The sequence below is a fragment of the Sporosarcina sp. genome (assembly GCF_029257255.1).
Classification (GTDB): Bacteria; Bacillota; Bacilli; order Bacillales_A; family Planococcaceae; genus Sporosarcina.
Map to the genome: position 1 here is coordinate 62,112 of NZ_JARICI010000014.1, position 18,499 is coordinate 80,610.

Annotated in this window: 21 protein-coding genes; 14 read left to right on the forward strand and 7 right to left on the reverse strand. The window is 43.1% G+C overall.

Annotated elements, in window-relative coordinates:
* Positions 1-237 precede the first annotated feature (237 nt).
* The 7 genes from Q1J64_RS03630 (at position 238) to Q1J64_RS03660 (ending at position 6,735) form a co-directional block, all read left to right on the forward strand.
* On the forward strand, positions 238-1,215 hold the full coding sequence (locus tag Q1J64_RS03630) for a LacI family DNA-binding transcriptional regulator (protein WP_301107729.1): 978 nt from the start codon (positions 238-240) through the stop codon (positions 1,213-1,215).
* A complete protein-coding gene (gene rbsK / locus Q1J64_RS03635; RefSeq protein ID WP_301107730.1) occupies positions 1,215-2,102 on the forward strand; it encodes a ribokinase in 888 nt (295 codons plus the stop codon). The genes Q1J64_RS03630 and rbsK overlap by 1 nt, the downstream gene beginning before the upstream one ends.
* The gene (gene rbsD / locus Q1J64_RS03640) at positions 2,099-2,488 is read left to right on the forward strand and encodes a D-ribose pyranase (RefSeq protein WP_301107731.1); all 390 of its coding nucleotides are present in this window, start codon (positions 2,099-2,101) and stop codon (positions 2,486-2,488) included. Before rbsK ends, rbsD begins: the two co-directional genes overlap by 4 nt.
* 16 nt (positions 2,489-2,504) lie before the next feature.
* On the forward strand, positions 2,505-4,001 hold the full coding sequence (locus Q1J64_RS03645) for a sugar ABC transporter ATP-binding protein (RefSeq protein WP_301107732.1): 1,497 nt from the start codon (positions 2,505-2,507) through the stop codon (positions 3,999-4,001).
* A gap of 1 nt (position 4,002) precedes the next feature.
* Positions 4,003-4,929: a ribose ABC transporter permease gene (rbsC, locus tag Q1J64_RS03650; RefSeq protein WP_301107763.1), complete on the forward strand. Its 927-nt coding sequence runs from the start codon at positions 4,003-4,005 to the stop codon at positions 4,927-4,929.
* 15 nt (positions 4,930-4,944) lie between these two features.
* Positions 4,945-5,877 (forward strand): ribose ABC transporter substrate-binding protein RbsB, encoded by a 933-nt coding sequence (rbsB, locus tag Q1J64_RS03655; RefSeq protein ID WP_301107733.1) that lies wholly within the window; start codon positions 4,945-4,947, stop codon positions 5,875-5,877.
* Between the two features lie 279 nt (positions 5,878-6,156).
* On the forward strand, positions 6,157-6,735 hold the full coding sequence (locus Q1J64_RS03660; RefSeq protein WP_301107734.1) for a transposase: 579 nt from the start codon (positions 6,157-6,159) through the stop codon (positions 6,733-6,735).
* A 128-nt stretch (positions 6,736-6,863) separates the two neighbouring features.
* Here Q1J64_RS03660 and Q1J64_RS03665 read toward each other — a convergent pair whose 3' ends face one another.
* The gene (locus Q1J64_RS03665) at positions 6,864-7,361 is read right to left on the reverse strand and encodes a sigma-70 family RNA polymerase sigma factor (protein ID WP_301107735.1); all 498 of its coding nucleotides are present in this window, start codon (positions 7,359-7,361) and stop codon (positions 6,864-6,866) included.
* A gap of 595 nt (positions 7,362-7,956) precedes the next feature.
* On the opposite strand from Q1J64_RS03665, the gene Q1J64_RS03670 reads away from it, so the two are divergent.
* The 7 genes from Q1J64_RS03670 (at position 7,957) to Q1J64_RS03700 (ending at position 14,061) form a co-directional block, all read left to right on the forward strand.
* Positions 7,957-8,514, forward strand: a complete 558-nt coding sequence (locus tag Q1J64_RS03670) for a competence protein ComK (RefSeq protein ID WP_301107736.1) — start codon at positions 7,957-7,959, stop codon at positions 8,512-8,514.
* A gap of 157 nt (positions 8,515-8,671) precedes the next feature.
* Positions 8,672-8,935 carry an excalibur calcium-binding domain-containing protein gene (locus Q1J64_RS03675; RefSeq protein WP_483315946.1) on the forward strand — a complete coding sequence of 88 codons (264 nt, stop codon included), beginning with the start codon at positions 8,672-8,674 and terminating at the stop codon, positions 8,933-8,935.
* Positions 8,936-9,096: 161 nt separating this feature from the next.
* Positions 9,097-10,770, forward strand: coding sequence for an N-acetylglucosaminidase (locus Q1J64_RS03680; RefSeq protein ID WP_301107737.1), 1,674 nt, complete (start codon positions 9,097-9,099; stop codon positions 10,768-10,770).
* A gap of 24 nt (positions 10,771-10,794) precedes the next feature.
* Positions 10,795-11,154: a hypothetical protein gene (locus Q1J64_RS03685; RefSeq protein ID WP_301107738.1), complete on the forward strand. Its 360-nt coding sequence runs from the start codon at positions 10,795-10,797 to the stop codon at positions 11,152-11,154.
* Positions 11,155-11,188: 34 nt separating this feature from the next.
* Positions 11,189-11,371, forward strand: a complete 183-nt coding sequence (locus Q1J64_RS03690) for a hypothetical protein (protein WP_301107739.1) — start codon at positions 11,189-11,191, stop codon at positions 11,369-11,371.
* 354 nt (positions 11,372-11,725) lie between these two features.
* Complete coding sequence (locus Q1J64_RS03695) at positions 11,726-13,420, forward strand: methyl-accepting chemotaxis protein (RefSeq protein WP_301107740.1); 1,695 nt, start codon at positions 11,726-11,728, stop codon at positions 13,418-13,420.
* A gap of 215 nt (positions 13,421-13,635) precedes the next feature.
* Positions 13,636-14,061 (forward strand): hypothetical protein, encoded by a 426-nt coding sequence (locus Q1J64_RS03700; RefSeq protein ID WP_301107741.1) that lies wholly within the window; start codon positions 13,636-13,638, stop codon positions 14,059-14,061.
* Positions 14,062-14,125: 64 nt separating this feature from the next.
* On the opposite strand, the gene Q1J64_RS03705 is transcribed toward Q1J64_RS03700, so the two are convergent.
* From Q1J64_RS03705 to Q1J64_RS03730, 6 genes are read right to left on the reverse strand one after another with little or no spacing between them, the layout of a single operon-like run.
* Positions 14,126-14,782 carry a hypothetical protein gene (locus tag Q1J64_RS03705; RefSeq protein WP_301107742.1) on the reverse strand — a complete coding sequence of 219 codons (657 nt, stop codon included), beginning with the start codon at positions 14,780-14,782 and terminating at the stop codon, positions 14,126-14,128.
* A 6-nt stretch (positions 14,783-14,788) separates the two neighbouring features.
* Complete coding sequence (locus Q1J64_RS03710) at positions 14,789-15,148, reverse strand: FixH family protein (protein ID WP_301107743.1); 360 nt, start codon at positions 15,146-15,148, stop codon at positions 14,789-14,791.
* A complete protein-coding gene (locus Q1J64_RS03715) occupies positions 15,145-15,813 on the reverse strand; it encodes an ABC transporter ATP-binding protein (protein WP_301107744.1) in 669 nt (222 codons plus the stop codon). Before Q1J64_RS03715 ends, Q1J64_RS03710 begins: the two co-directional genes overlap by 4 nt.
* Positions 15,806-16,603 (reverse strand): ABC transporter permease subunit, encoded by a 798-nt coding sequence (locus Q1J64_RS03720; protein WP_301107745.1) that lies wholly within the window; start codon positions 16,601-16,603, stop codon positions 15,806-15,808. The genes Q1J64_RS03715 and Q1J64_RS03720 overlap by 8 nt, the downstream gene beginning before the upstream one ends.
* Positions 16,603-17,907 carry a nitrous oxide reductase family maturation protein NosD gene (gene nosD / locus Q1J64_RS03725; RefSeq protein ID WP_301107746.1) on the reverse strand — a complete coding sequence of 435 codons (1,305 nt, stop codon included), beginning with the start codon at positions 17,905-17,907 and terminating at the stop codon, positions 16,603-16,605. The genes Q1J64_RS03720 and nosD overlap by 1 nt, the downstream gene beginning before the upstream one ends.
* Entirely contained in the window at positions 17,904-18,470 is a 567-nt protein-coding gene (locus tag Q1J64_RS03730) for a hypothetical protein (protein ID WP_301107747.1), read from the reverse strand. The genes nosD and Q1J64_RS03730 overlap by 4 nt, the downstream gene beginning before the upstream one ends.
* Positions 18,471-18,499: the final 29 nt, after the last annotated feature.

An 18,499-nucleotide genomic window follows, 5' to 3' on the forward strand; every position in this document is an offset into this window, starting at 1 on the left:
AGTGGATTTGCCCCTGGTTTAAAATAGGGAGATTTTGATGTTTATTGACAGAATAGTGTCCGAATTGTGTGGCACACAGGCACCTTCAGGACCATGTGCTCAAATAAACATAATGAAGTGTTCATTTTTGATCCCACCTATTGACAACAAAAAATCTTATCTGTTAAACTGTGTGTAACCGGTACCACAAAGTGATGTGGTACCGGTTACACATGTGTAGAATTGAAGGTGAAATAGTTGGCGAATATACGAGATGTTGCTCAGAAGGCAGGAGTTTCAGTTGCGACTGTTTCACGCTATTTAAATAATAAGGGATATATTAGTGAAGAGGCAAAACGGGTGATATCAGCTGCTATACAAGAGCTGGATTATCGTCCAAGTCTGGTTGCCCGGTCGTTGAATACTAAGCAGGCTATGTTCATCGGATTGATTGTACCGGATATTGTGAATCCGTTCTTTCCCGAATTGGCGCGTGCTGTGGAAGACGTGGCGCTGGCATATGACTATACAATAGTACTTTGTAATTCAGATGAAAAGATTGAGAAAGAAATTCATTATCTTAATACGCTTCAGCAAAAGTATGTCTCGGGATTCATCGTGGCCGCGAGTCAGGCAGATGCGTCGCATTATACGAATTTAAATGTACCGATTGTCGCGATTGACCGACGGATACATCCTTCCATACCGATTGTAGCAACGGATAACCGGGAAGGTGCCAGGATGGGCACGGAGCATTTATTGCAAAATGGCTGCCGCCGCCTTCTTTGTATGAAGGGTCCAGCAGGTTTAGGTCCGGCAGACGATCGGTTCTCAGGATTTATGGATGCGGTAGAAGGAAAAGATATAGAAATCGAGATTGTGGAATGTCCTTTTCAATTTGAAGCTTCAGAAGAGGTGGCACGGACTGTTCTCCGGCAGCGTTCAATTGACGGGATTTTCGCGAGCAGTGATATATCTGCAGCGGGAGCGATGAAAGCAGCCTATTCGCTGGGTATAACGGTTCCTGATCAGCTACAGATTGTGGGGTATGACGGAACGAAGCTTTCCAGTCAGTTGACACCGAGTTTGACGACGGTTGCACAGGACTTATACAGAATTGGTGCGCTGGCTTCCAGGATGGTCATTAAATTGATTGAGGGGCAGGAGCTCGAAGAACACGAAATCCAGATTCCAGCGGAGCTTGTTATTCGAGAAACGACAAGGAGTGGAGCATGATGATAACGGTGATTGGCAGTGCCAATATGGACCTGGTTGTAGGGACGGATAATTTTCCTGCGCAGGGCGAGACGGTACTGGGAGATATTTTTGATACAGTTCCGGGCGGGAAAGGTGCAAACCAGGCAGTTGCAGCAGCCAGGCTTGGAAGCAGTGTACATATGATCAGCTGTGTAGGGGATGATATGTTTGGAAAGAGTATCGTGGAGAATCTGAAGAATAATCAGGTCGATTGCACTGGCGTTGGCGTGGTGGATGGCGCTTCCGGTATCGCGAATATATTGCTGTCTGAAGGCGATAACCGGATCATTGTGGTGCCGGGTGCGAACTCATTGCTGACGCCTGCTCATATCGATGCGATGGAAGACGTCATCAAGAAAAGCAGAGTGGTCATGTTTCAGTTGGAAATTCCGATTCCCACCGTTCTATATGCGTTGGAGAAGTGCCGCGAGTTTAATGTGCCCGTTTTATTGAATCCGGCACCTGCCCGGGGGTTCTCTATGGATATGATGCCGTTCTGTGCATATTTGACGCCCAATGAAACGGAATGTGAACAAATTTTCGGTGTCGATATGGTGCAGGCGCTGGAGCAGTATCCAAATCGCCTGATTGTCACGCTCGGCAGTGAAGGGGCGCGTTATTTTGACGGCGAACGCCATATAGTTGTGGATGGATTCAAGACGACAGCGGTAGATACGACTGGAGCCGGTGATACGTTTAACGGTGCGTTTGCCCATGGCATTGCAACCGGAATGGATCTGGAGCAGGCGGTTCGTTATGGAAATGCTGCAGCTTCCCTGTCTGTAGAAAAGTTTGGCGCACAGGGTGGAATGCCAGCGGATCAAGAAGTCATAGAACGTCTGAAGGAAGGAAGCTCGGCACGATGAAGAAAAACGGCATGATCAATCGTGAAATTGCGGCGGTGCTTGCCCGGATGGGACATACCGACCAATTAACCATTGCGGACTGCGGTCTGCCAGTACCGGAAGGCGTACCTTGTATCGACTTATCCTATACACTCGGCAAGCCGGGATTCACGGAGATTTTATTCGAAGTATTGAAAGACTTTGAAGTGGAGAAAATGATAATAGCTGAAGAAATAAAAGTGAAGAACCCTGACATATATGAAGAAATGAAACGTTCGGGAAAACGGATGGAAGAGGTTTCCCATGAAGCGTTAAAAGAATTGACCAAACAGTCCAAGGCCATTATTCGTACAGGAGAAGCGACACCTTACGCGAATTGTATCTTGCAGTCAGGCGTCATATTCTGAAAGTGGGTGAGCAGAGATGATTGCGATGAATGGAATTTCAAAGAGTTTTAATGGAAATAAAGTGTTGGAAGATGTGCAATTTGAAGTGAAACCAGGCGAAATTCATGCGCTCATGGGTGAGAATGGCGCAGGGAAGTCTACATTAATGAAGATTTTGACAGGCATTTATTCTCGGGATTCTGGTGAAGTGTGGGTCAAAGGTGAAAAAGTGGAATTCAAGAACGCGAAGGAAGCGGAGGCTGCCGGCATCGCGGTCATTCATCAGGAGCTGAACATTTTACCGGATTTGACTGTGGCGGAGAATTTCTATTTGGGCAATGAGCAGACGTTCGGGAAGAGTGGGATCCTGAAAACGAAAGAAATGAACCGGCAGGCAGAAGAGATTTTATCTAAATTAGGTTTAGATGTAGATGTTCGTACCGTCACTCGTGAGCTTTCTGTCGGGAAGCAGCAGATTATTGAAATTGCGAAGGCTGTTTCATCCAAGGCAGAAGTGATTATTATGGATGAGCCGACTGCTGCCTTAACGGACCGGGAAATCGAGACGCTGTTTGCTACGGTGCGTTCATTGCAGGCGAAAGGTGTATCTTTCGTTTATATTTCGCATCGGATGGAAGAGATTTTTGCAATGTGTGATAGGATTACGATTTTGCGCGACGGTCAATATATCGGTGTGAAGAAAATTAAAGAAACCACATTTGAAGAGATTGTGCAGATGATGGTTGGACGGGAACTTGGAGAACGGTTTCCGAAGCGTAAGCACGAAATCGGCGAAGTCAAAATGAAAGTCGATGGCTTGGCGCGTGATGGCTTTTTTGAAGGAGTTTCCTTTGAAGTGCGTAAAGGTGAAATTGTAGGGATTGCAGGATTGATGGGTGCTGGCAGAACAGAAGTCATTGAATCGATTTTCGGTTACAAGAAACTGACTGCAGGTCATATTTTCATTGATGGAAAGCAGGTTTCCATATCCAATCCATTACAGGCGAAAAAGCTGGGGATTGGATACGTCACGGAAGACCGGAAATCAGAAGGTTTGATTTTAGATTTCTCTGTTCGGGACAATATGAGTCTGACGAATTTTGACCGTATTTCGAAGTCGGCGATTATCCGAAAGGGAAAAGAGAATGCGCTGTATGAATTGATGTCCAAACGACTTCGAGTGCGCACATCGGGTCCTGAACAGCCCGTAAAATCATTGAGTGGCGGAAATCAGCAAAAAGTCGTCATATCAAAATGGTTGGGGATCGAACCGGATATTTTGTTTTTAGATGAACCGACGCGAGGGGTCGACGTCGGTGCGAAAAAAGAGATATACAATATTATCAATGAATTAGCTGAACGAGGAGTGGCAATTGTTATGATTTCGTCTGAATTGCCGGAAGTCATCGGTATGGCAGATCGGGTATTGGTCATGCATGAAGGGCATTTGATGGCCAATTTGCCGAAAGAGGATATGACCCAGGAACGTATTATGCATTTTGCAACAGGAGGTGACAAAGTTGTCCAAGCCTAATATGAAGTCGTCGTTGCAAAAATTAGGTCCAGTGATTGGATTGCTTTTAATTGTCGTTATCATTTCTATTATGAGTCCAAGCTTTTTGACGTTGAATAACTTATTCAATGTGCTACGTCAAGTATCCATTAACGCGTTAATTGCGTTCGGGATGACGTTTGTTATTTTGACAGGCGGTATTGATTTATCGGTCGGTTCTATTCTGGCGTTAACGGGCGCGGTGACAGCGGGTATGATGTCCAGCGGTATGGATCCGCTGCTCGCGATGCTGCTCGGCGTATTACTCGGGGTTGTACTTGGTGCAATCAACGGATTGATTATTGCTAAAGGGAAAGTCGCTCCATTTATCGCAACGCTTGCGACGATGACGATTTTTCGGGGGCTGACACTTGTTTATACGGAAGGCCGTCCCATTTCAGGACTTGGTGATTCTGCGATCTTTACGTTGCTTGGAAAGGGATACTTTTTCGGTATACCGGTTCCGGTCATTACGATGTCGATTACCTTCGCGGTACTGTATTTCATTTTGAAGAAAACAACATTTGGACGCCGCGTGTATGCAGTGGGTGGTAACGAGGAAGCATCCCGTTTATCTGGTATCAATGTGGATCGAATTAAGATTTACGTGTATTCATTGGCCGGTGGTTTGACTGCGGTCGCTTCGTTGATTTTGACATCACGTTTGAATTCAGCGCAGCCGACTGCGGGTAATATGTTTGAACTCGACGCCATTGCCGCTGTTGTTCTAGGCGGAACTAGCTTGACTGGCGGCCGGGGATGGATTGTCGGAACCTTAGTCGGTGCGTTGATTATCGGCGTGTTGAACAATGGACTGAATTTGATTGGCGTATCCTCTTTCTTCCAACAGGTCGTAAAGGGTGCAGTAATATTAATAGCGGTTCTCTTGGATCGTAAAAAAACAGCATAAGGAGATGTGAGAACAATGAAGAAGATGAAATGGGCGTTACTTATGGTTGTTGTATTGGTGCTAGCGGCTTGTTCTACCGAGCAGCCGGGTTCGGGGTCCTCGTCAGATGATAAAGGGGATGCAGGGAAAGACGGAGATAAGCAATTTAAAATCGGCCTTTCGGTTTCCACTTTGAATAACCCGTTTTTCGTTACGTTAAGTGAAGGAGCGAAAGAGCAAGCGAAAGAAACAGGCGCGGACCTTATCGTTGTTGACGCACAGGATGACGCGTCTAAACAGGCAAGTGACGTAGAGGATTTGATTCAGCAAGGTGTCGATTTATTGATCATTAACCCGACAGATTCAGAGGCAGTTGTATCTGCAGTGGAATCTGCAAACAATGCGAATATCCCAGTGATTACAGTTGACCGCAGTGCAGAAGGTGGAGAAGTCGTTTCCCATATCGCCTCTGATAATAAAGCAGGCGGTGTATTGGCTGGAGAATATTTACTTGAGTTACTGGGCGACAATGCAAAAGTAGCTGAGCTAGAAGGAATCGCAGGATCATCTGCAGCACGTGACCGCGGACAAGGCTTTAACGATGCAGTCGATGGAAAAGTGGACGTGGTTGCAAAACAAACAGCGAACTTCAACCGTGCAGAAGGTTTGACGGTAATGGAAAATATCCTTCAGGCTAATCCTGACATTCAAGGCGTATTTGCTCACAATGATGAAATGGCGCTCGGTGCGTTGGAAGCGATCCAGTCTGCAGGAAAAGATCTTGTGGTCATCGGGTTTGACGCAACAGATGACGCGGTGAAATCAGTAAAAGACGGAAAGTTGGCAGCAACCATTGCACAGAAACCGGAAGAAATCGGTAAGAAAGCAATGGAAGCAGCAATTGCCACGTTGAATGGCGAAGATATAGAGGCGAATATTCCAGTTGATTTGGAATTGATTAAAGAGTAAATGAAAAACCTGTACCCGTTTTGTTTTGGGTGCAGGTTTTTTTGTGTGGGGGTGCTTTTTTTGGGGGTGCCTGTGTGCCACGCAATTCGGAAACTATTCAGACAACTCAATTTGGTTGAAAACTCATTTTTACTCTCTAAATGGTCTTGAAAATTGATTTTAATGACTGCGTGAAAGCATACCTATCAGATTTCTTCCTGCCTAAAATTCATTTTTCCTGTTTTGACAGGTTTCCGCTTTCTCTTTATGATGGGTCCAATATGGAGGAGGGGAGAGTTTTTGGTAAGAAAAAGAAACTGGCGGCCGAATGCCTATTACCACGTGATTATGCGAGGTAACAACCGAGAGAGTATTTTTAAGACACCGGAAGATATGTATCATATGCTCCGGATTATCAGTCATGCCCACGAGAAGTTCCACTTTTCTATGGCTGCTTTTTGCATCATGACGAACCACTATCATTTTCTGATTAAGTCGGAAGATGAATTGTCGCGGATTATGAGTCATATCAATCGAAGATACAGTGATTATTATTCGAGGCGCTACAACCACGTGGGAAGGATTTATCAGCAACGGTATCACCCCATTTTGATCGAGAGTCCCCAAGGCGCTCTAGCCGTCAGCCGTTATATTCACCGAAATCCCATTAAAACAAAGCTACCTATGGTCAATGACCTCGCCGATTACCCATTCAGCTCCTTCCCCGTATACGCCAGCCGGCAAACTAATAAGTGGAGGTTTCTAGACACAAAAACATTGCTGTCGTATATGCATCCGCCGTCAGAAGGAACGATTCAAGAATACGCCGACTATTGCTTGGCAAAGTTAGCAAAAGATGAAGAAAAAGTACGAAGCTGATTGTCTGAATAGTGTTTGAGTTGTGTGGCGCACAGGCACCAAAGAATGAAGCCTTCTGATCATCTAAGATCAGAAGGCTTTTCATCTATTGTTAGAATTGTGTCTGAATTGTGTGGCACACAGGCACCTTAAAATTCTTCCCGGCCCATTTCGGTCAGTCGCTCCCGCAATTTCTTCAGCAAACGTTCTCGCCGTTTCTTGACGCCCGCTTTCGAAATGCCAAAGAATTCAGCACAGAATGTTTGCGATCTTTTTTCTGTGTAGATCATCGATAGTAACTGCCGTTCCTCCAAATTCAGTGTATTTAACACGATATTCAGCGCTGGAAACACATCTTCTTCCATTGAATAGCCCTCTATCAATGCTAATGTTTGATCGTCGACCGGTGCATAGCGTTCGTTTAAGCGATTTTCCTTTTTCATCTCATCAAGCATAGCGCCGTAAATTGATCGATAAGCGAAAGGTGTGAAGTTCCCTTTGCTTTGGTCAAATCTGCTCCATGCCTGCCATAATGCAATACGCCCTGCCTGACGAAAATCTTCGAAATCACGGTAAATATGTAATTTTCGAATGATTGCTGAAATCATTGGCTCATACTGCTCTGATACATCGTCAAAGTTCTCCATTAATGCGACCTCTTCAGGCCGTGCACGACACATTGTATTCCCTGGGTGTCTTCATCATAGAGAGGGCAGATGAAAAATACGAAAGTCAGTATGTTAATTTTGGCGTGTGTGAATCTGTTGGGGGAATGACGAGAGTAAGTATTCTGTAATAGTAGAAGTTTAGAAATTGTACTATTGCTTAAGATATATTTATAGGGCTTATTTACCGACCAAATCTGTTCTAATTATGAAAAAAAAGAAAATTCTTGTATTTAGAAAATATTTTACCAAATAGATAGACTATTTAATTTAGTTAGGATATGATAGGTAAAATAGAAGGTTTAAAGTCGCAGTTTGAATTTTGTGAAATAATGAAAAAGAAATAGTAAAGGTGTCCGAAGTCGATCATAATGTGTGTTCATTTGTGGTCGGCTTTTCTTAATTATGTCCGTAAAGGAGGTGAGGGACATTGTATGTGAGCACAGAAAAAATCCCCGAGTGTTGAAAGTCGTCGCAGACTCACTCGGGGAAAGAAGACTGGAGTACACCAATCTTGTATTAGTATACTCCTTTTTAACAAAAATCGAAAGCCTTTGAGACAAAAGGAGGAAATCAAATGAAAATATCAAAAGAATTTATTGTTACAAAAGGCACGGCTGTTATCTATCCAGAATATACGGAGGAAGGGGTTTTGCAATCTGTCGCGATGGAAGGCAATGTTTTGAAACGTGTAAATCAAAAGCCGACTGAAGTAATAGATAGAAATCTTCGCTATTATGGTTCCAGCTTGCGAGGCGCAAAAGACAGCACAAAAGTCATTTTAGGTGATGTGTTTATGTCGCCTGTCGTAATAAATGAGCTGCTGAACATCTTTTTCTTTCCAAGCAAGTCACCGCATAAACCGGATTGTATCTGGTTCGCACTCTATCATATCCGAAGCTACATAGAGATTGACGCAAAACGGACGTGTGTTACGTTTATTAATGGAGCTAAATTCAAGGTGGATGTGAGCTACTATTCATTCAACAGCCGTTACCAAACGGCCTGCAAATATAAAAACTTGATAGATGGAAGAACGAATCAATTGATGATAAATGAGATGAATCACTCGGCTACCTATCTAATTATGAAGGACAGGTCGAATCGAAACTTTGGTGTGAAAGAAGAGGAGTAATAAGTGCGGATAAGCGTATGGGATACTTGGATAGTCACTAGTAAATTATATGTAAAAAACTATTTACTTACACTGGATAATATTGTATATTTAGAACAATCAACTAGAGCAACACATCATCTTAGATACGTCTAAATACATTCCGAGGAGACTATTTATGAAAAAGATCGTAAAATCTATGTTCATTTCCGCGTTCGCTATCACTCTTTTAGTAGCGCCTATTCAATCAACAGAAGCTGCCGCGGCTAAATATCAGAATTGTAAGGAGCTGAACAAGGCATATCCTGGCGGTGTCGCTAAGAATGCAAAAGTTCAAAATAAAGGCGGCAAAACAAAGTACAAGCCAACTGTATCGCCAAGTCTTTACAATCTTCATACAGGAATGGATCGCGATAAAGATGGGATTGCTTGTGAACGATAGAAGGAAAGTTGAACTCTTTAATCAGTGAAATGACTGGTTAAAGAGTTTTTTTATAACACTAAATTAAAGACTAGTAGGAAGTTATTTAAGAGAATTTTCCACTAACTCTATTATAATGTCTAAAAACCTGTATAATCGACAGCAAAAGGAGGTAACTGACTGTGAAATTTTTAAAACCACTTATCGCGACTAGTTTGGCAGCGCTCGTAGTAATGATCAGCTTCTCGCTGAATGCCGGAGCTGCGACAGTATGGCCACATGTTGACAATGTGGAGCCTACTAAGACATGGAAGATTTCATTTAATAAGCCTGTGGATCGGAAGACTGTTACTAATAAATCTATCTATATTACGGATTCGAAGGGTATTAAGCTTTCAAATGTAATTACCTTCAGTAATTCAGATGAAACGGTACAAATCTTGCCGCCGTCAGGAAATTATCGTGCGGGAGAGACGTACACGATACATATTACGCCCGCTGTCGAAAATCGTGATGGCAAAGCGCTGAAAGAAGGCGTGACGAAAACATTTACGATTGAGAAGGTTACATATGATTTGGCTAATGTGCAGACTGACGGGACGGTTTCGATTGTGCGGAAGTTTACTAGTTTTGAAGAAGCAGCCAGTCAGATGACGCAAAATCAGGCGGTATTGAAATCTGGAATGATTGTACATATGCCGTCCGGTTTAGTTTCTACGAAGTCCGCGAATGGAAGTTCACTGACGATTCTTCATTCGGACAAGCTGTTAAAAAAGGAAGTTACGTATGTTGCGGCTGATACAGAGCTTCTGTATGTGAATTCAACTGATGCGTATGTAGAAGTAGAGCTGGCGGGGGTTAATTATTATATTACGCATGATAACAGCCGCTTGCTTCCTGGTCAGACAGTCAAAAAGCGTTCGTATTATTATACAGCGAACGGCTCGCTCTTCCACTCGATTTATTCGCATAACGCGGGGAGTACAGGCGTTTATGAAGTCGGATTGGCACCACGATTCATGCAAGACGGCGTGCACTATTACAGTACGGACGGCAGCCGTTTTACAAATGCAGCTGGGCAGCAAGTCGGCACGGCGCATCAATATTTCCAATACTTGCCGATGCGTAGCAAAACGCAATATACGGCGGAAGAACTAGACGCTTATATTTTGGCAAGACTGCGACAATTGGAGCAGAATTCTTCAACTGCTATCTACAAAGATGCTTCTGTCAAAAGTAAATTGATTGGATTGGGTGCCGAATTAAAAAGAGTCGAGAAAGAATATCATGTCAATGCGCTGCATATTCTCGCACTTGCGCAGAATGAAAGTCAGTACGGCATGAGTGCCTATGCGCAGAAGTATAATAATATATTCGGGTTATATGTGACAGACGATAATCCTAGTAAAAAGGAATTTACAACGGTCAATCACAACATTGAAGAATTAGTCAACGTGTTTTTGAATCGAAACTACCTGCCGCCAACAGGTGGATATGCAAACGGGACAAACTTTGGCAATAAAGCAGTTGGCGTGAATGTGAAATATGCTTCCGATCCGTATTGGGGAGCAAAAAATGCGGGACATATGTACAGGATTGATCGGATGATGGGTGGCAGGGAGCTCGCCAATCAAGCTAAGATCGGTTTAACGAATATAAATGAAATTTCCTTGAAATTCCGTCGAGATCCAAGTACGAGTCAGCAATATGCGTACAGTTATCCTAAATCCGGCATGCCTATGATTATTCTGGATGATCAATTAAAAGAAGCGCCATGGATTAAAGTGCGTTCAGATTATGTGCCGTATGATGAGTTGTTTGTACATGGGAGCTATGTAGGCCGTTTAGAATGGTAAAGTGAAAACGAGGAGACAGAAGCAATGTCCAATGAAGAGATAGTAATAGAGATTGATAAAGTCACCTCAGGTAAAAATAATGTGATTTCATTTGAACGCAAAGGGAAGCAGATTGATCAGCCGCCTCTACGGTTAAAGGCTAATTCTGTTTCTTCGAAATACAAGTATCATCACCATTTTGACCAGGCAGATTTAGCGCGGCTGCAGAATCAGTATCCATCAATTTATCCGAATCGTTACGAATCAGGTATTGACGACTGGGCAGCTGTGATGAAAACGGCTTTCCGTAAACTGATTGAGTCGGGACAGTTGGATCGGGCGTATAGGCTAGACGGACGTGATGTAGAAGTGAAATATGTCTGGATCACTGAAAATAAACACTAACGGAGTGGTCATTGGACGTCAGAAATGATGTTCAATGACAGCTCTTTTTGCCAAATCGCCACTTTCCACATTGGAAAAACCGATAGAGCTGAATCGTTTCGAAGATTTATCCTCTTACGTGAAAGAAAGTACAGAACAATTTAAAGACGGTATGCAGCTACATTATACTGTTGAAAGTGAAAATGGTTTCAATGAAAGTATTCATACTGCCGCATAAGAGCAGGCGCTGACTCGGCAAGTGAAAGAAATTGCATCAGACTGAAACAGGGTGTATTGGCTTCATTCGTCATTACCAATTAATATCCGCTAAAGGATACCTTTAAAAGCTCTAAAACGGCTTTTGCGGTATCCTTTTTTTAATGAAGTCAATTGCATACCGGATCTGCTAGATTGAACTAGTTTAATATGAAAATACATTGAGTATTTATTCGCTCCATTCTGAATACATTTAATTAGTTCTAAAGTATCTATATGTAGTGACGAGTGGTGTCTTTATGTGTATAATTATTTTATTCCTAACTGATTTATTTGAACTAATCTACAGCGTTAGGCAAGAAAGAGGGATACATCGATGAAGGCGAAAATTCGTTTTAAAAGTGTGAAAAGCAGACTATTGGCGGCTTTTACAGTCGTTATTTTATTAGTGGCTGGATTAGGTACTTATACCGTGATGTCATTAAAAACGGTAAACAATAAAACAAAACAGATTATAGAGCATGACACTCAATTAATGGCAATTGAACTGAGGTTATCGTCTAATATGACCGGCCGCATGTCTGCTGTTCGAGCCTATCTCCTGTGGGGGGATGAGTCCTATAAGGATAGTTTTACCTACATGGCAGATCAGGTTTCGGAACTTCAAGAAGAAGCAAAAGCTATAGGGGTTTCAGAGGAATTTAACGAGCTTTCAGAACGGACGCTGATATGGAGCAAGAAAATTACTCATGATGTTCTGAACGTATATGAAAGCGGTCAGAAGCGTGCTGCTATTCAGAATTTAGATAAATTATCTCTTGAAAGCAGAGAGTTGATAGAAGAATATAATCGTGTGGCAACAAACCGTGAAATAGAAACCGGGAAAAATGGAGCGAAAGTGATTGAAACCGGTAAAACGGCACTTTTGTGGACGATCGTTGTCACGCTATTGGTGGCAGTCATCAGTATAATAGCTGCGCTTATCACATCGAATGTTGTGACTAAGCCTATTCATCACGTGATGACACGAATGAAAATAATTGCGAATGGTGATTTGAGTCAAGAGCCTCTGGAAGTCAGGTCGCATGATGAAGTAGGTCAACTGGCAGAATCAATGAATGACATGAGCGCGAATATCCGGACAATGCTGAACGAAATTGACGGAGTATCCAGTTCTGTGTCAGGACACAGCGAAGAACTCACTCAATCTTCATCCGAAGTAAATACTGCCACGGCTCAAATTGCAGCGACGATGCAGGAACTGACTTCAGGTATTGAAAGTGAAGCGAATACAGCGAGCGAACTTGCGGTGTATATGGAGGAGTTTACAGCCAAGGTAGAAGAGGCGAACCAGAAAGGTGAAGCGGTTAAGCATTCATCAGAAAACGTTCTGTCACAAACAACAACAGGGGCAGAGTTGATGAAAACATCGTCTGAACAAATGAAGAAGATTGATGGCATTGTTCAAGATGCAGTGGTGAAAATTAAAGGATTGGATTTACAGACTCAGGAAATATCCAAACTGGTCGTGGTCATCAAAGATATCGCCGATCAGACCAATTTATTGGCATTGAATGCGGCAATTGAAGCAGCACGGGCAGGCGAGCACGGCAAAGGATTTGCGGTTGTCGCTGATGAAGTTAGAAATCTGGCGGAACAAGTGGCGGTATCGGTTAAAGACATCACCGACATTGTCGGCAATATTCAACTGGAATCAGGTAGTGTGGCGTCATCACTGGAGAGCGGTTATGCAGAAGTAGAAAAAGGAACAGTTCAGCTGCAGACGACGAGTCAGACATTTGCGGAGATCAGTGACTCGGTGAATGAAGTCGGAGAATTTATTACCGTTATGTCGACAAATCTTTCGGAAATATCAAATGGCAGTGAGAAAATGAGTAAGTCGATCGAAGAGATTGCAGCCATTGCTGAAGAATCTGCGGCTGGCGTGGAACAAACATCCGCTGCTTCGCAACAGACCAGCAGCTCGATGGAAGAAGTCGCCGGAAGTTCCGCTCAATTAGCGCATCTGGCAGAGGATTTAAGTAAACTGGTTCGGAAGTTTACGTTATAAAGAAGAGCAAATGTTCATAGAGTATGAAATGGCCCTGTTAACTATTATAGTTGCAGGGCTTTTTTGAATGAACGGATAGTTTGGTGCGGTGGCGGATAGTTTGTACAATAGGATCCTACTTGTTCTTGATTTTATTAAGAAGAAGAGAGATAAAATAAGTAACTAACTTCATCCTGAAACGTCTATAATGATGGAAAGAAGGGAGACACCCATTCATGAAAATAATAAAAATTTTATTGACCCTAGTTATTGTGCTTGCAGCGGTCGGATACGGCATCTTCTATTTCGGCAGTAAACTCGCTGCAGATGAAGTGATGGGGCAAGTGGAAGCGGAGCTGGAAAGCACTGGCCAGCTGGATGCGATCAAGCAAGAAGTGAAAAATGATCCCGAACTGCAGTCGTTTATTGCAGAGGGAAGCACGATAGATGACCGGAATCTGCCGTTTAAAACCAAAGATCAGGCAGTACGCGTATTGATTAAAAAGTTCAGCGTCAGTGAACTGGCAGAACTACAGGGGAAAATGAAGAGTGGCATGACATCGGATGAAAAGCAGGCGCTGCTTGCAAAGTATGAAAGTAGATTATCGGAAGACGAGTTGCTGGCATTGAAAGTTCTGGCTTATAAAGAATTTGGAAATTGAATTGTGAAAGGTCCTTGGCGATTTTACCTGCCTGGGACCTTTTTATGTTTCCTTAAAATGCTGTTTATTTAATATAAAACTTGAGCTCCATACCCGACACCTGATCTTCATACAGGTCGTCATACATAGCATTACTCTCGTACGAAATTTCCTGTTCGCTTGCTCCGTCATGTGTAGAACGGACATCTTTTTCAACTTCTGCCATGACGCGCTGCTTCAGCAAATATTCCTGCATATACGGGAAGATTTCAATGTCGAACTGATTTTCCCCGAAGTCACTGACTAGTTTCTTAATATCAGGATTGGTGGAAATTTGTTCGTGAATATCTTCAACGGCTTCTTCTGTTTCTTCTGGCGGCACGAAGTAGTTTTTCTCTTTTGCCAATAATGCCATCGCATGAACTTCAATCAATGACTGCAGCTGCACATTGACATTATCGTATTGTGCCGCCTGCGAATCCCAATAGTTATTGGTTTTTTCTATCTCGTTGCTATTCTTTACATCTTCACTGCGGTTTCGTTCAATAAAAATTTTCTGCATAAGCGCATAAAATTCCATTTCATTTTTTGTGAAAGTTTTGCCTTCTATTTCAATCACCTTGTCACTGTCAACTGACTCTTTTTCTGTAGCGACAGGTTCGTCTTTCTTTTTTTGCTGATCATCGGAGCAACCCGTCAGCAATAATAGAATGGTTAATGACAGGTAGAACCACTTTCTCATAATTCATCATCTCTCTTTGACATCGAATGTAATGAGTTCTTCTGCTTTATCGTCAGCGGACTCGGCTTTCACATCTGCAATCCACTCGCCGCCCATGGGAAGTTCCACTTCACCTGAGTATGTGCCGTCGCCGTTTTCTATCAAATTCGCCTGCAGATGACCGTGATCCATCTTTGCCATCTCTAGATCCGCAGTCACCGTCAGCCCATTGACCGCTTCTCCATCTTTCGTAATCGACACAGTCATCTCAGATGGTGTGCCATGCTCATAGATAGGCGTCTGTTCTAATTGGATTGACAAATTTGCAGAACCGCATCCTGTGAGTAACAGTAAAATTATAGCCAATAAAAAGCCGTGCTTTTTCAATTCTGTCCCTCCTTCATATGCTCATTGATAAATTCATCCACTGTATACTTTGTGAGTGTACCGTCTTCTAAAAATGCGACATGCGTACATATTTGCTTGATTTCCGATAAGTGATGCGAAGCCATCAAGATTGTTTTATCTTTCAGCGCCGAAATAATTTGGAGTATTTCTTCGCGTCCAATCGGATCGAGTCCGCTCGTAGGCTCATCTAAAATAATGATATCTGTATCATAATATAGAATGAGTGCGAGCCCAAGCCGCTGAAGCATTCCCTTAGAATATGTTCCGATTGAATCATGCCGCGCTTCATACAAGGATACAGAATGAAGAATTCTTTCCATTTCCTCCGTATCTGGTTTCTTATCTGCCAATGAAGCGAAGAAGCGCATATTCTCCATACCGGTCAGGTGTGGATAGAGCTGGAATTTCTCAGGCAGATAGGCGACATTCTTTTTCCAATCCTGCTTTTTATTCGAAATACCGCCGAGTGATATGGTTCCCTGTTTTATTGGAAGCAGACCGAGCAGCAGTTTGATGAGTGTGGATTTTCCGGCACCGTTACGCCCGACAAGTGCACAGCGCTCGTTTTGTTCTATATGCAGATGAACATCCTGCAGTACTTCTTTCCGGAAATAAGCGTAGTTGAGCGCATCGATATTAATCATTGTATGTCCCTCCATTTCTGAAAGCTGCAGTCAGCAAGAACAGGATGACCGGCCAAAGAACCGCATTCAGCAACAGGAACACATTCATATCCATGAAGACGAATTTCTCCATGATCCGGGACATCTGATCCAATGAAAACAGGCCGAAACTGGTTTCCAGATAGAATCGCATCGTGTGCACTGGATCCAGGAAATAGAGCCAGGAGAAAAACCGGATATTTGCTGTTGTAACGATCGGCAGGAAATAAAGGAACATCAGATCATATAAAAACACGATGAAAAACCACACCAGAATATTCGCACCGACAAGCTGCATTTTCGTACTTGCTGCAGTTCCAAGCAAGATTCCGAGCTGATTGAAAATCAGCAGGAAAATAGCCATCACCAGTATGAAATACAGGAAGCTTAAGACGTGAAACTCTAGAAAAAACTTCATGAAAATCGCCAGGATCAGATAAGAGCTCAGGAACAATCCAATGAGTACGAGCTGAATTGACAGCGACTTTTTAAAGAGGAAAGACCAGTGAGATTCTTTCTTCGTCAGTAATATCATCGACGTCTTCAGTTCTTTCTCCTGAAAAATGGAGAAAGAGGAAAGGAACATTGCAAATAACGGAAGCAAATAAATATTCATATCGAATACCGATAAAAGCATCGCCTCAAACCCAAGATCAGCAGGGAAGTTACGGGCTTCAGCAATCAGGAACAGTGAAGCGAGAATCAGCACGATCATGCCAAGCCAAAGTCCTTTTCCGCGAGTCTGTTCTAAAAATTCTTTCCATATATACATCAGTGCTTCACCATCCTTTTCCTGAAATAAAATGTTCCCCCGATCAGCGCTGCGGCAATAAGTCCTGCAATCGCTGTTAATCCGCGTCCCTGATATGTCTGCATCATCGGATATTTATCAAAGGCCATTACTTTTTGAGAAGCGAGCAGACCATTCAGCTTCTCATAAATTAGAACAGCAGGGCTTGACAGGAACATATACGTCAGCTCATTTTCTTCCACCAACTTGTCGAGAGCAGAAGTGTATTCAATCGGATCATCCCCGACGCCGTCGTTGTCCAAATCAATCAAAGGTGTGTCCCAGTGGTTCCCGACACCATTCTTGAACCATTCATTATTCGATTCGCCGCCAACTGTCAACGCATCGATGCGGTTTTTCCGGAAATGGTTCTTAAAGAATACATGTGCGGTGGAAGACGTCCACAGTTCGATGCCGATCTGATTTTGGAAAAAGTCGTTTCCTTCTATTGTATTACTTGTTGACTGCTCGAGGTAAAGTCCGCGTTGATTTAAATGAAATTCGTTGTTCAGCACATGGACATCGCGGCTTGTTTGGACGATCAGGCCAAATGAACGCGAACCCTGATTGAATGAAAACTTATTGTCTTCGAGTAAAATATGGTCAGAGTGCATGATTGCCGCACCTCCTGTGTTGCCGATGAAGCTGTTATTCTTGAATTCATTGAAATTGGAATACATATAATGCAGGCCGTATCGCGTTTCGGTCATCGTATTGCCCGTAATGACATTATTATTTGAGTACTCCACGAAAATACCGTCCCGAGTTTTTTCAAAACGGCTGTCCTGAATGGTGTTATTACTGGACCGTGCGATCTGCACACCGTTTCCCTGATTACCGAGAGATTCTACACCATGGCCGATGACATGACTGTTTTTGATTAGCGTATCAGTAGTTTTATTCAAATAAATACCGTGATAGCTGTCTGAAATCGTCAAGTTTTGAAGCGTCGTACCGTTTGCCATGACGCGAATTCCTGCATATTCTTCTTCGGAGCTCCGACTCATTCCGCTGCCTTCGATCTGCAGCTGGTCCAGTACAGTACTTTCACTTCTTATCTCAATGACATTGCCGGTATGGTCACCTTTGATGACGGTTTTACTTGAACCTTTTAAGGTCAAGGGTTTGCTGATGACGACATTGCCTTCATACTCTTTGCCTTCTAGCTGAAGTGTGCCATCCGCGGGCGTTGCATTGATTAACTCCTGCAGCGAGTTTGCTGAAGCGGCTGCCGGCAGCATTACAACTGTGAAAATACCGAGAAATATAAGGGAAAGCTGCTTCATTTTCTCACCCTGTCATTCCACAGACAGTAAACCATTAACAGAAAAGCAATCGCGAGCATATAGCCGCCCCAGGTAAAATAACTGGTCGTAATAAAGTTTGCAATGACGTTATCACCGATGATCGGAGGAACGAAAGGTGCGAGCTCGATTGGTGCTTTCGGATCCAAATTAGTTCCAAAATCTTTCAGCCATCTTTTCATATCCCACAGCCCTGCAGCTCCTCCGATTGCAAAGATACCCAACAGTACATATAGAAAGATCTTTCTTCGAAGCAATGCAACTAAGAGGGTAAGTACAGCTAAGCCTAGCACGAGATATGGCATTACTTTCAGTTCGGGGAAAGATTCGTTACTGAATTCTTTCATTCCGATATAGTGATTCAATCCGTTTACGATGTCAATGTCACCTGCAAGTGTTGTAGGATAGACGATAATATCAAGACCTTCAGGATATTGAGGGGCATAGAATTTCATTCCCCACCAGGGTACCAGCATTGTGAAGGCGATAATAAGGGAGCACGCAAGCAATATAATCATTGATTGTTTGGTAAGTCGTTGTTTCATGGTGCACCTCCTGAATCTTAAAAATGTGA